General features: G+C 62.2%; 12 protein-coding genes and 1 pseudogene. 7 read left to right on the forward strand and 6 right to left on the reverse strand.

The window, feature by feature from the left end; translation table 11 throughout:
- Window positions 1–23: 23 nt before the first annotated feature.
- The 3 genes from F8N96_RS06635 (at window position 24) to F8N96_RS06645 (ending at window position 4101) form a co-directional block, all read left to right on the forward strand.
- Complete coding sequence (locus F8N96_RS06635) at window positions 24–1673, forward strand: acyl-CoA dehydrogenase family protein (RefSeq protein ID WP_150797136.1); 1650 nt, start codon at window positions 24–26, stop codon at window positions 1671–1673.
- Window positions 1674–1881: 208 nt separating this feature from the next.
- On the forward strand, window positions 1882–3381 hold the full coding sequence (gene amn, locus F8N96_RS06640; protein WP_185753236.1) for an AMP nucleosidase: 1500 nt from the start codon (window positions 1882–1884) through the stop codon (window positions 3379–3381).
- Window positions 3382–3456: 75 nt separating this feature from the next.
- Window positions 3457–4101 (forward strand): pseudouridine synthase, encoded by a 645-nt coding sequence (locus F8N96_RS06645; protein ID WP_150797137.1) that lies wholly within the window; start codon window positions 3457–3459, stop codon window positions 4099–4101.
- Here F8N96_RS06645 and F8N96_RS06650 read toward each other — a convergent pair.
- From F8N96_RS06650 to F8N96_RS06660, 3 genes and pseudogenes are all read right to left on the reverse strand, one after another.
- On the reverse strand, window positions 4093–4302 hold the full coding sequence (locus F8N96_RS06650) for a DUF2788 domain-containing protein (RefSeq protein ID WP_064675738.1): 210 nt from the start codon (window positions 4300–4302) through the stop codon (window positions 4093–4095). The genes F8N96_RS06645 and F8N96_RS06650 overlap by 9 nt on opposite strands.
- A gap of 120 nt (window positions 4303–4422) precedes the next feature.
- Window positions 4423–4500: pseudogene (locus F8N96_RS35305) on the reverse strand (outer membrane lipoprotein carrier protein LolA); the annotation flags it as partial.
- Between the two features lie 72 nt (window positions 4501–4572).
- Complete coding sequence (locus F8N96_RS06660) at window positions 4573–5052, reverse strand: Lrp/AsnC family transcriptional regulator (protein WP_007894448.1); 480 nt, start codon at window positions 5050–5052, stop codon at window positions 4573–4575.
- A 514-nt stretch (window positions 5053–5566) separates the two neighbouring features.
- Here F8N96_RS06660 and F8N96_RS06665 point away from each other — a divergent pair.
- Entirely contained in the window at window positions 5567–6586 is a 1020-nt protein-coding gene (locus F8N96_RS06665) for a DUF6515 family protein (RefSeq protein ID WP_150797139.1), read from the forward strand.
- Here the strand turns inward: F8N96_RS06665 and F8N96_RS06670 are convergent.
- Window positions 6580–7476, reverse strand: a complete 897-nt coding sequence (locus tag F8N96_RS06670; protein WP_150797140.1) for a cation diffusion facilitator family transporter — start codon at window positions 7474–7476, stop codon at window positions 6580–6582. The two genes, F8N96_RS06665 and F8N96_RS06670, sit on opposite strands and share 7 nt — an antisense overlap.
- A gap of 29 nt (window positions 7477–7505) precedes the next feature.
- Window positions 7506–7925 carry a polyribonucleotide nucleotidyltransferase gene (locus tag F8N96_RS06675; RefSeq protein WP_150764979.1) on the reverse strand — a complete coding sequence of 140 codons (420 nt, stop codon included), beginning with the start codon at window positions 7923–7925 and terminating at the stop codon, window positions 7506–7508.
- A 362-nt stretch (window positions 7926–8287) separates the two neighbouring features.
- On the opposite strand from F8N96_RS06675, the gene hrpB reads away from it, so the two are divergent.
- Window positions 8288–10804, forward strand: coding sequence for an ATP-dependent helicase HrpB (gene hrpB / locus F8N96_RS06680; RefSeq protein WP_150797141.1), 2517 nt, complete (start codon window positions 8288–8290; stop codon window positions 10802–10804).
- A 131-nt stretch (window positions 10805–10935) separates the two neighbouring features.
- Here hrpB and F8N96_RS06685 read toward each other — a convergent pair whose 3' ends face one another.
- Window positions 10936–11865, reverse strand: a complete 930-nt coding sequence (locus F8N96_RS06685) for a LysR substrate-binding domain-containing protein (protein WP_150797279.1) — start codon at window positions 11863–11865, stop codon at window positions 10936–10938.
- Between the two features lie 226 nt (window positions 11866–12091).
- Between F8N96_RS06685 and F8N96_RS06690 the strand changes: the two genes are divergently transcribed.
- Window positions 12092–13585, forward strand: coding sequence for an aldehyde dehydrogenase (locus tag F8N96_RS06690; RefSeq protein ID WP_150797280.1), 1494 nt, complete (start codon window positions 12092–12094; stop codon window positions 13583–13585).
- Between the two features lie 31 nt (window positions 13586–13616).
- Window positions 13617–14987 carry an aspartate aminotransferase family protein gene (locus F8N96_RS06695; protein WP_150797142.1) on the forward strand — a complete coding sequence of 457 codons (1371 nt, stop codon included), beginning with the start codon at window positions 13617–13619 and terminating at the stop codon, window positions 14985–14987.
- The last annotated feature ends 290 nt before the right edge of the window (window positions 14988–15277 follow it).

Genomic DNA, 15277 nt, shown 5'->3' on the forward strand with positions numbered 1-15277 from the left:
TGGCTGACCTAAGGAGCCCCGTCATGAACCTGCATCAGTTCGCCGAAACCCACGAAGTCACCAACCAGCCACCCTCGCTGGACGGCACCAACCTGTATCGCATCGACCTGCCCCTGCAGGAATGGTCGCGGCGTTTTGGCGCCGGTTGGGCCGCATCGCGGATCGACGCCTACGGCGCACTGGCCGGCGGGCCACTGATGGAGGCGGGTTTTTTGGCCAACCAGAACAAACCGGTGTTCAGCAGTCACGATCGTTATGGGCATCGCGTCGATCTGGTGGAATTTCACCCGGCGTATCACCAGTTGATGCGCACGGCGGTCGAACACGGCTTGACCTCATTGCCCTGGGCGCACCCGCAGTCCGGCGCCCACGTCGCCCGCGCCTCCATGACGTATCTGCACAGCCAGGCCGAAGCCGGCAGCGGCTGCCCGTTGACCATGACGTTTGCCAGTGTCCCGGCGATGCGCCTGCAACCGGATCTTGCCGAGCAGTGGTTGCCGAAAATCCTCGCCACCGAATACGACCCGCGTAATGTCGGCATGGCCCACAAGGCCGGAGTCACCATCGGCATGGCGATGACCGAGAAGCAGGGCGGCACTGATGTGCGGGCCAACACCACCAAGGCCTATCCGGTCGGCGCCAGCGGGCCGGGCCAGGCTTATGAACTAGTGGGCCACAAGTGGTTCTGTTCGGCACCGATGTGCGATGCCTTCCTGACGCTCGCCCAGACTGACAAGGGGTTGACCTGTTTCCTGCTGCCGCGCCATCGCCCGGACGACACGCGCAATCAGTTCTATATCCAGCGCCTGAAGAACAAACTCGGCAATTGCTCCAACGCCTCCAGCGAAGTGGAGTTCCGGGGCGCCCTGGCCTGGATGGTGGGCGAAGAAGGCCGAGGGGTGCCCACCATCATCGAAATGGTCGCCATGACCCGCTTCGATTGCATGGTCGGCTCCAGCGCCTTGATGCGCCAGGCGTTGACCCAGGCCAGCCATCACTGCGCTCATCGCCGGGTCGGTGGCAAACTGCTCAGCGAACAACCCTTGATGCAAAACGTATTGGCCGACCTGGCGTTGGAAAGCGAGGCGGCCCTGGCCTTGAGCCTGCGCATGGGGCAGGCGCTGGATCATCTGGATGACAGCCACGAAGCGAAATTCGCCCGGCTGGTCACGGCGGTGGGCAAGTACTGGATCTGCAAGCGCGCGCCCGCCATGATCAACGAAGCCGCCGAGTGCATGGGCGGCGCCGGCTATGTCGAAGACAGCATCCTGCCGCGGTTGTACCGTGAAGCGCCCGTCAACTCGACGTGGGAAGGTTCCGGCAACGTGCAATGCCTCGACGTGCTGCGCGCGTTGTCCAAGGAGCCGGGTGTACTTGATGTGTTGTTCAGCGAATTGGGTGATGGCCATGGCGATAAACGCCTGGCCGCGCATATCAGCCAATTGCAGGCCGCGTTCAAGGACACCGACGATATTCAGTACCGGGCCCGGCAGTTGACCGAAGACATCGCGTTGGGGCTTCAGGCCAGGCTGTTGCTGGAGGCGGGCAATGGGGCGGTCAGCGACGCCTTCATCGCCAGCCGCCTGGGGTCGGCCGGTCGGGTGTATGGCGCGTTGCCACGAGGGCTGGATGTGGAAGCGATTGTGGCGCGGTCGACCCCGCAAGGCTTCTGACTACGACTCGTGAACGACACCGAACCAATGTGGAACACTGAGCCAATGTGGGAGCGAGCCTGCTCGCGAAAGCGGTCCAACTGTCAACATCTCTGTTGACTGATAATCCGCTTTCGCGAGCAGGCTCGCTCCCACAGGGAATTGCGGCGCATCGGGATTGGCGTGTAGCCACACGCCACTGTTCCCGTGAAGCGATGTTGCAGGCAAGATGAAGGCCTGCAAGTCAGAACACAGGATGCTGATCGTGACCGAAGCTTTTATTGTCGTTCAAACCGCCGAGCAAGCCGTGGATCGGCTTGCGCTCTTGCACAATCGTGCAACCACCGCGCTGAACCAGGCGCTCAAGCGTTACCTCAAGGATCGAGTCGAACCGGACGCCGAACAGCGTGCAATGTTTCGTTATCCCGAATTGCGTCTGACCTACCACTGCCAGGGCGAAGTCCCGCAGACCACGCGCGCTTATGCCAAGGTTCAGTTGCCCGGAACCTACAGCGTCACCGTCACTCACCCGGCCGCTTTCCGCAAATACCTGCTGGAACAACTGGTTCCGCTGATGCACGACTTCACCGTGACCGTGGAAGTGGGCATCAGCCAGCAGAACATTCCTTATCCCTACGTGGTCGAGCAGGGCGATGAGTTGGCCGGCTCCGGCGTCACCGCCGCCGTGCTGGCGCGGGTCTTCCCCAGTACCGACCTGTCGGCCGCGACCGATGGCATTGCCGATGGTCTGTACGATTGGGAAAACACCGACCCGCTGCCGCTGGCGCTGTTCGATGCCGCGCGGGTGGATTTCTCCCTGCGGCGCCTGGTGCATTACACCGGCAGCGACTGGCGGCATGTGCAGCCGTGGATTTTGCTGACCAACTACCACCGCTACGTCGACCAGTTCATCGTCCATGGGCTGGAGCAGCTGCGCAGCGATCCGCGTTTCGTGCGCATGGTCTTGCCGGGCAACGTGATCATCGAAAAGAGCATGGACCACGGCGAAGCCTCGGCGATTGCCGCGGGTGTGGTCTGGCACCGTTACCAGATGCCGGCCTATCACCTGATCGCCAGCGATGGCCACGGCGTGACCCTGGTGAACATCGGCGTAGGCCCGTCCAACGCCAAGAACATCACCGACCACCTGGCCGTATTGCGCCCGCATTGCTGGCTGATGATCGGTCACTGCGGCGGCTTGCGTCAGTCCCAGACCATTGGCGACTACGTGCTGGCGCACGCTTACATGCGCCGCGACGGGATTCTCGACCGCGTGGTGCCGCCAAACATTCCAATCCCGGCCCTCGCCGAAGTGCAGATGGCCTTGCAGCAAGCCGCGGCGAACATCACGGGCGAGAAGGGCGACGAGCTGAAGAAACGCCTGCGCACCGGCACCGTCCTCACCTATGACGACCGGAACTGGGAATTGCGCTGGGCCCAGGAACGGCCGTTGATCAACCTGTCCCGCGCGGTGGCGGTGGACATGGAAAGCGGCACCATCGCTGCCCAGGGTTATCGCTTGCGGGTGCCGTACGGTACGTTGCTCTGCGTGTCCGACAAACCCTTGCACAGTGAAATCAAGCTGCCGGGCTCGGCCAACGCCTTTTATGAGCGCGCGGTCAGCCAGCACTTGAAGATCGGCATCGAGGCGGTGGACCTGTTGCGCACCGAACTCAACTCGCTGCACTCGCGCAAACTGCGCAGCTTCGACGAGCCGCCGTTCCGCTGATAGCGCGTTGTCATGGTCATTTGACGGTCAGGGCACTAGCATTAGCAGCCCTGACCGTTAGATGTTCACTTCGCCATGTCCCGTCCACCTCGTCCCATTTCCCGTCGCCCTGGCGTGAAAGCCGCGCCATCCTCATCAGCCCCGCGCCGAGTCGCCAAAGCGCCGCCGGCCGAACCCAAGCTGATTCTGTTCAACAAGCCCTTTGATGTGCTGACGCAATTCAGCGACGGCGAGGGGCGGGCGACGCTCAAGGATTTTATCGATATCCCCGGGATTTACCCGGCAGGACGGCTGGACCGCGACAGCGAAGGCCTGCTGTTGCTGACCAACGACGGACAGCTGCAGGCGCGGATCGCCGACCCGAAACACAAGCTGGCCAAGACTTATTGGGTACAGGTCGAAGGCGAGCCGAGCGCCGAGCAATTGCAGCGTTTGCGCGATGGTGTCGAGTTGAACGACGGCATGACTTTGCCCGCCGAAGCGCGGCAGCTTGAAGAGCCGCAATTATGGCCACGCAATCCGCCGGTGCGCTTTCGCAAGAGCGTGCCTACCAGCTGGCTTGAGCTGGTGATTCGCGAAGGCCGCAACCGTCAGGTGCGGCGCATGACAGCGGCAGTCGGCTTGCCGACGTTGCGCCTGGTACGGGTCAGAATCGGCGACTGGTCGATCGAAGGGCTCGATCAGGGCCAGTGGAAGGAAGTGCCGGCGCGTTTAAATTGAGCCGGATTCGATCAGGCCGATGACCACGCTTTTGATCACGAATGCGGCCACGCCCAGGCCGAGCACGAAGAACAGAATGAACGAGCCAAAGCGCCCGGCCTTGGATTTTTTCGCCAGATCCCAGACGATGAAACCCATGAAAATGATCAGGATGCTGACCAGTCCGGTCATCATCCACTCTTCGAATACTGCAGGATCCATTGGACATCTCCAGTGCGGGCGGGGCTAAAAGGCGCTGGAGTATACGACATGGGGGAGGGGTGGGGGATTGACCTGCGGCAGTGTGTCGCAGCTATTCGTCGCCTGTAGCGGCCCCTTCGCTGTAGGAGCGAGCTTGCTCGCGAAAAACCTGAGAACGCCGTGGGGTGTCAGGTCCACAGCGTTATCGTTGACGACCATCGCGAGCAAGCTCGCTCCTACAGGATAGGGGTGAGATCCCCGTAGGAGCGAGGCTTGCCCGCGAAGGCGTCATCAGCTACGCAGATGAGTCAACGGCAATTCGGTGCTGTTGAGCACCTGATTCAACACAAAACTCGAGCGCACACTGGTCACCCCTTCAATCCGGGTCAGATGCCCCAGCAGCAGTTTCTGATAGTGATCCATGTCCGGCACCACCACCTTGAGCTGGTAATCCGCATCCATCCCCGTCACCAAGCTGCATTCCAGCACCTGAGGCAATGTCCGGATCGCCGCTTCGAAGTTCTCGAAACGCTCCGGCGTGTGCCGGTCCATGCCGATCAGCACATAAGCCGTCAGGCTCAGGCCGAGCATTTTTCGGTCCAGCAGCGCCACCTGGCGGGTGATGTAGCCGTCGTCTTCCAGTTGCTTGACCCGGCGCGAGCAAGGCGAGGGTGACAGGCCGATGCGTTCGGCCAGCTCCTGGTTGGAAATGCGCGCGTCGCGCTGCAATTCCGCCAAAATGCTCAGGTCGTATCGGTCGAGTTTGCTCATCAATCAGGCCTTTGTCATATCAATTGCGGCAGATTATCTATCCAGGGTTAAAAATTGCGCAAGTCATGTTTATTTGAGCAATCTTCGCAATCCTCTGTCGCGGCGTCCGGCCTATTCTTATCACCAGAATCACTGCTCGGACAAACAGTCCACAGCGGCTCGCCCGATCAGGCCAGCCGCGGTCGCCACCCCCACAGGGGATGAGCCGGCCCCCGAGCTGCACACTGTCCAGAAGACGGCGTGAGGTGAGCCGACGTCAAAAGCGTCGAGCACGGACGAAGTTCTCAAAGGGAGGCCGACGGGTCTCCCTTTTCTTTTGCCCGCAATTTACCTTCCGTCCCGCCCCCCTGTAGGAGCTGGCTTGCCAGCGAAAGCGGCCTAAAGATCGATACAAGTCTCCAGGGCCTCTCCGCCAGCAGCCGGCAAATATGTTTCGTGACTGATAACCTGTCGCAGAACCGGCCGCTGCTTTCCCAGTCTCATGTACAAGCCCTGACCCGCAGTGAGGAAAAGCATGAAGTCGCGCATCTGGCGTTTGGCCGGAGTTGGTTTGCTGTGTGTCAGTGTCACCGCGCAATCGTTGGCCGATGAGCCGCAAAACCGGGGTCCCGACGGCGGACAACGGGGCTCGGATAGCCATCAGGGCAACAATCAGGGCCATGGCGGCAACAATCAGCCGCGCCCGCAAAATAATCAGCAACAAAATCAGCCGCGTGCACAGAACAACGACAACAGTCGTCAGTACGAGCACAACGGCCAGAATCAACAAAAGCGTCAGCCGCCCGACTACAACAGCCCGGTGCGGCCGCCACCACCGCCGCCGCAGCTACCGGCCAACGACCTGCCGATTCAAGGCCGGCCGGACACCGTGCGCCAGAACCAACAACCGCAGCGCGGCTACTATCAAGATGCTCCGCGGTACAACGACAACAACCCCCATTGGCAAAATAACGCTCCGCGCCCCGATGACCGTCGCTGGCCCGGCCGTCCGGACGGACATGGCAACGGCTGGGGCCCAGGCCCGCAGTACCGCCCCGGTCATGTGATCGATCGCTTCCCGGACCGCGACTACCGCGTGCCCTATGGTGGTCGGGACTATTTCTATTCCGGTGGCTACTGGTATCGCCCCCAGGGGCCGCGTTATGTCGTGGTGCAACCGCCGCGCGGGATTCGTGTCAGCTACCTGCCCGATTACGCCCGTGAAGTGTGGATCGGCGGTGCGCTGCTGTTCCTGGCGGCCGGTTCCTATTACGCCTATCAGGAGAGCACTCAGGATTACGTGGTGGTCGAGCCGCCCGTGCAGCCGCAACCGCAACCGGTCAGTCAGGGTTATGACGTAGTGGCGTATCCGGCCAACGGCCAGTCGCCGGAGCAGGTCAACCAGGACGGTTACGAGTGCTATCAATACGCGGTGCAGCAGAGTGGCTTCAACCCACGGACGGCCACCTACCAGCCGGACCCGTCGGTGGTGCAAGTCTACCGCCAGGCCCAAGGCAACTGCCTGAGCAGTCGCGGTTATCAAGTCAACTACTGAGCCCTGGCTGCCAGCACCACTTCCTGCGGGTCGGCGTGCACCAGCACTTCGGCTCGCGGATAAGCGGCGTGAATCGCATCGGCGGCCTGGTCGCTGATGCCGTGGGCGACTGACAGCGTCAACTCGCCCGGCAATTCCAGGTGCAATTGCACAAACCACTGGTTACCGGACACCCGCGTGCGCAAGTCATGGGCGCCCAATACGCCCGGCACGCTGCAGGCCAGTTCGAGCATGTGCTGGCTGACATCCGGTGGCAGTTCTTCATCCATCAGCACCGTAAAACTTTCCCGGGCGATCTGAATCGCGCTCCAGAGAATGTAGGCGGCAATCCCCAGGCCGAACCAGGGGTCGACCTGGTGCCAGCCAAACCCGGCCAGTACCAATGCCACCAGAATGCTGCCGTTGAGCAACAGGTCCGAACGGTAATGCAGGGAATCGGCACGCACCGCGGTGGAGCCGGTGGCCTTGACCACCCGATGTTGCAGCATCAGCAGCGCCAGGGTCAGCGCCAGGGAAAATATGATGACCCCGATGCTGATCCATGGCGCTCCCACCGGTTCCGGATGTTTCAACCGGTCGACGGCCTGCAAGGCAATCAGCACCGCGCTACCGCCAATGAATAGCGCCTGTGCCATCCCCGCCAACGACTCGGCCTTGCCATGCCCGTACCGGTGATCCTCATCGGCGGGGCGCAAGGCGTAATGCACCGCCAGCAGGTTGAGCAGCGAGGTGACGCCGTCGAGGGCCGAATCGGTCAGCCCGGCGAGCATGCTCACCGAACCGCTCAACCACCAGGCGATGGCTTTGGCGACGATCAACGTACAGGCCACCGCCACCGAGGCACGGGTCGCCAGCCGCAGCAGGCGGGCGTGTTCGGAGCTGGAGATCATAGGTGTGGCGTATCCTTTCAGTGCGCGAGTTATGCGGCGGGTTGCAGGCCGAACATCGCCAATTGCTGGGCGCTGCCTTTGTGCTGGATCAGGCGTGGGTCGTCCAGCGGGAAGCTGCGGCCCAGTTCGGTTTCGAGAATAGTCTGCAACTTGTGGTTATCGACCTTGCCGTCGGCACCGATAGCTTCCTGGAGTTTTTCCGGGGCCACCTGGGCGGTCTTGCCTGGCTCGAAGTAAATCGCGCCGGTGGCGAAGTCCACGGCAAAGGCAATCAGGCCGGGGATGATGTAGAACAGCAGGCCCACGGCGTCCAGCGCGGCAATGGCCGGGTCGATCTTGCCGTCGATCTGGCCACGACGGTCAGGGTAGAAAATCGAACCGCAGGCGCTGACCTGGGTCAGCAACGTCGCGATCAGTACACCGCCAATCAAGCGAAAGGGAGCACGCATAAGGAAATCTCCTGGGTAATTTCAAAACGAAAAGGCGCCTATATGAATTAGGACCCTGATAAACGCCGGGCAGTTCGCCGTTATACTCGGCGCGGCAGGGCGTGCCCACAGTAAATTGCGGCCGCGTCTCACCCCCACTGGAATAGCTGAGGATTGATGTTGTTTTTTCCAGATCGACAACTCGTAATGGCTGATGGATGTTATCGGGGTTCGGCCCTCCGGGCTGAAGCTGTGGACGCGCCATGCTGCGTTGCGGGACTTGGCAAGGAAACGACCCTTACCCGCGTCCCGCGCCTTGCCTGGCACGTCCACAACTTCAACGCGACTCGCAATTTACTGTGGGCACGCCCTGTGGAGCCAGCATGATTTCTTTGCCGATTGATGAAGTTTTACCCGCCCTGCGTGAAGCCTTGGCTACACGCGACGAAGCCGTGCTCGAAGCACCGCCCGGTGCCGGTAAGACCACCCGCGTGCCTTTGGCCTTGCTCAACGAGCCCTGGCTGGCCGGGCAGACCATTCTGATGCTCGAACCACGCCGGTTGGCCGCGCGGGCGGCGGCGGAGCGGCTGGCCAGTGAGCTCGGTGAGAAAGTCGGCGAAACCGTTGGCTATCGCATCCGGCTGGACAGCAAAGTCGGCCCCAACACCCGCATTGAAGTGGTCACCGAAGGCATTCTCACCCGCCGTTTGCAGGACGACCCGGCGCTTGAAGGCGTGGGCCTGCTGATCTTCGATGAATTCCACGAACGCAGCCTCGATGCCGACCTGGCGTTGGCCCTGAGCCTGAATGGCCGGGAATTGTTTCGCGACGATCAGCCGCTGAAAATCCTCTTGATGTCGGCAACCCTGGAAGGCGAACGCCTTGCCGGGCTGCTCGATGACGCGCCGATCCTGCGCAGCGAAGGGCGCATGTACCCAGTGGCGATGCGCTGGGGCCGGCCGTTCCAGCCTGGCGAGTTCATTGAACCGCGCCTGGTGCAGACCATTCTTGACGCCTTGAACGATGAAACCGGCAGTGTGCTGGTGTTTTTGCCGGGCCAGGCGGAAATCCGTCGGGTGCATCAACAACTGGCCGATGCGTTGGGTGAAAGCACGCAAGTGTTGCTCTGCCCATTGCACGGTGAGCTGGACCTGGCGGCCCAGCGCGCTGCCATCGATCCAGCCCCGGCAGGCCAACGCAAAGTGGTGCTGGCGACCAACATTGCCGAGACCAGCCTGACCATCGACGGCGTGCGCGTGGTGATCGATGCCGGCTTGGCGCGAGTGCCGCGGTTCGATCCCGGCAGCGGCATGACCCGGCTCGACACCCAGCGCATCTCCCGGGCCAGCGCCACGCAACGCGCGGGCCGGGCAGGGCGGTTGGAGCCAGGCGTGTGTTATCGATTGTGGTCGCAGGATCAGCATGAACAATTGGCGGCCTATGCCAGTGCGGAAATTCTCTCGGCGGACCTCGCCGGCCTGGCCTTGCAACTGGGTCGCTGGGGGGTGGCACCGGGGCAACTGGTGTGGCTCGATGTGCCGCCGGCCGCCGCTTATGCACAGGCCCAGGACTTGCTTGAGCGCCTGGGCGCCCTGGACGGTGACGCGCTGACCCGTCACGGCCAGGCCATGGCCGAACTGCCGGCGCATCCGCGTATCGCGCATTTGCTGTTGCGCGGTCAGGCACTCGGCCTGGCCGACATGGCGTGCGATGTCGCGGCACTGCTCGGCGAGCGGGATATCTTGCGCGGCGCCGGGGCGGATCTGCACAGTCGGTTGGCGCTGTTGTCCGGCGAAGAACGCGCCGCACGCGGCGCCCAGGGCGGGGTGCAACGGGCCCGGCAACTGGCGCGGCAGTATCGCGGTTACCTGCGGGGCAAGGCAGCGCAGCCGGTCAGCGATCCGGATCATCCGCGCTGGCTCGGCGCGTTGCTGGCGCTGGCTTATCCGGATCGGGTTGCGCAACAGCGCCGGGCCGGTGGCGCGGAGTATCGTCTGGCCAACGGTCGTGCGGCGCTGTTCGCCGAAGCCGACAGCTTGATGAAGCAGCCCTGGCTGGTGATCGCCGATCTCGGCAGTCGTCAGGGCCAGCGTGAGGAACGGATTTACCTGGCGGCGGATTTCGATCCGGCGCTGTTCGACTCGGTATTGGCGGAGCAAGTGCGCTGTGTCGATCAACTGGATTGGGATGAACGCGAAGGCGTGTTGCGCGCCGAACGCCAACGCAAGGTCGGGGAACTGATCCTCAGCCGTGAACCCCTGACCGGCCTCGATGAAAACGCCCGCAGCCAGGCACTGGTGAATCTGGTGCGGCGCAAGGGCCTGGAACTGTTGCCGTGGACCCCGCCGTTGCGTCAGTGGCAGGCACGGGTGGCGTTGTTGCGGCAGTTGGACCTTGGCGGCAAGGCCGAGAGTGAATGGCCGGATGTCAGCGACGCCGCCCTGCTCAAGAACCTTGAACACTGGCTGATGCCGTACCTGGGCAAAGTCTCGCGGCTCAGTCACTTCGCCAATCTGGACCTGTCGAGCATTGTGCATAACCTGTTGCCGTGGCCGCTGCCGCAACGGCTCGATGAGCTGGCGCCGCATCATTTGAGCGTACCCTCGGGATCGTCGATTCGCCTGGATTACAGCGAGCAGCCGCCGATTCTGGCGGTGCGTTTGCAGGAGCTGTTTGGTCTGGCTGACACCCCGCGCATTGCCGGTGGCCGGCAAGTGGTCAAGTTGCACCTGTTGTCCCCGGCGCGGCGGCCGGTGCAGGTGACCCAGGACCTGGCGAATTTCTGGCGCAGCACCTATGCCGAGGTGAAGAAGGATTTGAAGGGGCGGTATCCGAAGCACTACTGGCCGGATGATCCGCTGGTGGCCGAGGCGACGGCGCGGATCAAACCCCGCAAATAATCCCGCCAGTACCGCCTGACCGGCTGGAACACAACTCTGTAGGAGCTGGCTTGTCGGATCGCCGCACCGCAGCGAAGGCGCCCGAAAGATCGACGCAAATCTCAAGGATGCCTTCGCCGGCAAGCCGGCTCCTACAGGGTGTTGTGTGATTTTTCGGCCTTCGCGGTGAGTTGCTCCCTGCAGTAATCGGCAAACAACTGCGCCGGTTTGGTCAGTTGCCCACGCTTGAGCCACGCCGCCACCAACCCCGAGCCCGTGACGTCTTCGACGATGTCCACGCACACCACGTTCTTCCCGTCATAGGTGCACTCCGAATGCGGCCGGGTGACCAGGATCGAAAAGCCGAATCCTTGCCCGACCATCCCCCGCACCATCTCGATCGACGGCGAACTGAAGGCAATGTGCGGCGTCAGGCCCAACTCTTCGAACAGGCTGACGAAGTAGGTCCGGCTCGGTTGCACATCGAGCAGAATCATCGGCTCCAGGCACAGGTCGCGCAAAGACACTTGCTTGAGCCCGGCAAAACGGTGATCCGCCGGCAGCAACGCGTAAGGGCGTTGCGCCGGCATCAGCGGCTCGGTCTGGATGGTGGCGTCGAGGTCGTGTTCGTACAGGATCGCCAAGTCGAAAGTGCCCGAGGTCAGGCCTTGCACCAGCTCTTGCTGCTCGCCGTCGCGAATGCGGATTTTCACCCCCGGGTACAGTGCCGAGAATCCGGCAATCAACTGCGGCAGGTACAGCGGTGCGACCGTTTCGAAGCAGCCGATATCGATTTGTCCGGCCACCACGTCGTTATCGGCCAAGGCGTTCTGTTCGAACTCCTTGGCCATGCGCAGCAGTTCCTGGGCCTTGCGGTAGAAGCGCGCACCGCTGGGGGTCAGGGACACGCCCTGGGCGTGATGGCGGATCAGCAATTGCACGCCGAAGCTGTCTTCCAGGCCTTTGATCGCCGTGGAGATCGCCGGCTGGGCGATGTACAGCTTGCGTGAAGCCTCGGCCACGCTGCCGCATTCGACGGTGGTGATGAAGTATTTCAGTTGACGCAGGTTATAGGCAGCCACGGCAAACCTCGGGGCGGATGGATTCGACATCCAGGCAAATTTCGCGCCGACTGCATCCGTTCTGACGACGGTGTTGTTGTGCCTGAACAATAACCATATACCGCCCGGCCGGGGAGATTGGCTGCCCAGTTTTTTCATGGTCTGCGAAGACATTTTTACTATTTTTCCTCGACACGGGCCTGGGCCACCATCCGATACACAAGAAAAGCCCATGGAGCATCTGAACGTGTTCGAGCTTGCATATTGGCAAAACAAAGCCGCTGCGCTGCAGTTTCCCGATCAGGCCGTGATCGACGGCAAACCCCGTGCGGCTCAGTCGGGGCAGACCTTCACCGCGGTCAACCCCGCCACCGGCCAGTGCCTGGCCAACGTGTCCGCTTGCGGCGATGAAGACGTGGACGCTGCGGTATGCAATGCGCGGCACGTGTTCGAAGCCGGCACCTGGTCTGCGCGTTCGCCGAGCGAGCGTAAACAAGTGCTGCTGCGCTTGGCTGATCTGATCATGGATAACCGCGAAGAACTGGCGCTGCTCGATTCGCTGAGCATGGGCAAACCGGTGATGGACGCCTACCACATCGACGTGCCAGGCGCCGCCGGGGTGTTTCGCTGGTATGCCGAAAGCCTCGACAAACTCTACGACCAGATCGCCCCCAGCGCGCCGAATGTGTTGGCGACCATCACCCGCGAAGCGCTGGGTGTGGTCGCAGCAGTCGTGCCGTGGAATTTCCCGCTGGACATGGCCGCGTGGAAACTCGCTCCAGCGTTGGCGGCAGGTAATTCGGTGATCCTCAAACCCGCCGAGCAATCACCGTTCTCCGCCCTGCGTCTGGCCGAGCTGGCGCTGGAGGCCGGCTTGCCGGCAGGCGTATTGAACGTGCTGCCGGGCCTCGGCGAGCAGACCGGCAAAGCCCTCGGTTTGCACCCGGACGTCGATTGCCTGGTGTTCACCGGCTCCACCGAAGTCGGTAAATATTTCATGCAGTACTCCGCACAATCGAACCTCAAGCAGGTGTGGCTGGAGTGCGGCGGCAAGAGCGCCAACCTGGTGTTCGCCGATTGCCAGGATCTGGATCTGGCCGCGGAGAAAGCGGCATTCGGTATCTTCTTCAACCAGGGCGAAGTCTGCTCGGCCAACTCGCGGTTGCTGGTCGAGCGCTCGATTCATGATGAATTCGTCGAACGCCTCAAGGTGCAGGCCGAGCGCTGGCGGCCGGGTGATCCACTGGACCCGTCGAGCAGCGCCGGGGCAATCGTCGACAGCCGTCAGACCGCGCGCATCATGAAGTTCATCGAGCAGGCCGGATGTCAGGGGGCGACAAAAGTGTGCGGTGGCCGGCAATCGATCTTCAACGGCTCCGACAACTTCATCCAGCCAACGATTTTCACTGGCGTGAGCCCCGATATGTCGCTGTTTCGCGACGAAGTCTTCGGCCCGGTGCTGGCCGTCACGGCCTTCGATGACGAGGCCCAGGCCTTGCAACTGGCCAACGACAGCGTCTACGGTCTGGCTGCCTCGCTGTGGACTGACGACCTCAACCGCGCGCACCGCGTGGCGCGGCAATTGCGAGCGGGCACAGTGTCAGTCAACAGCGTCGATGCGCTGGATGTGACGGTGCCTTTCGGCGGCGGCAAACAGTCCGGTTTCGGCCGCGACCTGTCGCTGCACTCACTCGATAAATACACCCAGTTGAAGACCACTTGGTTTCAGCTGCGCTCATAACAGCCGCTAATAACAAAACGGAGAACTGGCGATGACCACACCACGTGAAACCCGCGACTACCAGGCCGCCGACGCTGCGCACCACATCCACGCATTCGTCGACCAGAAGGCACTCAACGACGAAGGACCGCGGGTGATGGTCCGTGGCGAGCGCCTGCACCTGTGGGACAACGATGGCCGACGTTATCTCGACGGCATGTCCGGGTTGTGGTGCACCAACCTCGGTTACGGGCGCAAGGACCTGGCGGCTGCCGCGACCCGCCAGCTGGAACAGTTGCCGTACTACAACATGTTTTTCCACACCACCCACCCGCAGGTGATCGAGCTGTCGGAGTTGTTGTTCAGTCTATTGCCGGGGCACTACAGCCACGCGATCTACACCAACTCCGGCTCGGAAGCCAACGAGGTGCTGATCCGCACCGTGCGCCGTTACTGGACGATCCTCGGCAAGCCCGAGAAGAAGATCATGATCGGGCGCTGGAACGGCTACCACGGCTCGACCCTGGCGGCGACGGCGCTCGGCGGCATGAAGTTCATGCACGAAATGGGCGGCATGCTGCCCGACATCGAACACATCGACGAACCGTATTTCTTCGCCCACGAGGGCAACCTTACGCCTGCCGAATTCGGCCTGCGGGCGGCGCAGCAACTGGAAGCGAAGATTCTCGAACTGGGCGCGGACAAGGTCGCCGGGTTTATCGCCGAGCCGTTCCAGGGCGCGGGCGGGATGATCTTTCCGCCAGAGAGTTACTGGCCGGAAATTCAGCGGATCTGCCGCAAGTACGACGTGCTGTTGTGCGCCGACGAAGTGATCGGCGGCTTCGGTCGTACCGGCGAATGGTTCGCCCATGAGCACTTCGGTTTCGAGCCGGACACGCTGTCGATCGCCAAGGGCCTGACCTCGGGTTACATCCCCATGGGCGGGCTGGTCCTGTCGAAGAAAATGGCTCAGGTGCTGGTGGAGCAGGGCGGGGTATTTGCCCACGGCCTGACCTATTCCGGGCACCCGGTGGCGGCGGCGGTGGCCATCGCCAATCTCAAGGCATTGCGTGATGAAGGGGTGGTGACGCGGGTCAAGGATGACATCGGCCCGTACCTGCAACAGTGCTTGCGCGAAGTGTTCGGCAATCACCCGTTGGTGGGGGATATCCAGGGGGTCGGCATGGTGGCGGCACTGCAGTTGGCCGAGGATAAAACCAGCCGCAAGCGCTTTGCCAACGAGAATGATATCGCTTGGCGCTGCCGCACGATCGGCTTCGAAGAGGGCGTGATTATCCGTTCGACGCTGGGGCGGATGATCATGGCGCCGGCGTTGATTGCCAGTCGTGAGGAGGTTGATGAACTGGTGGGCAAGACCCTTAAAGCGGTCGATCGTACGGCGCAGGAATACGGCCGGCTCTGACATGGCAGGAAGGTCCTTCGGACCTCTTCGCGAGCAAGCCCGCTCCCACATATGATCTATATCGGTCACAGAGTTTGTGCACGACACCGATCCAGTGTGGGAGCGGGCTTGCTCGCGAAAGCAATAGCCCATTCAACACACCAATCAACTTTTGCACCCACCCCGAGCACCCCCGCCAGCACCGCCCTTTCGCAGTACGCACTACCCAGTTTTTTCATCACTCCCATCGACATATTTCCTAATTTTCCTATTCCCGGGCTTGGGCCAACATCGACCTCGCCAGTCAGCCA

The sequence above is a fragment of the Pseudomonas fluorescens genome (genome assembly GCF_902497855.1).
GTDB classification, from domain to species: Bacteria; Pseudomonadota; Gammaproteobacteria; order Pseudomonadales; family Pseudomonadaceae; genus Aquipseudomonas; species Aquipseudomonas fluorescens_BI.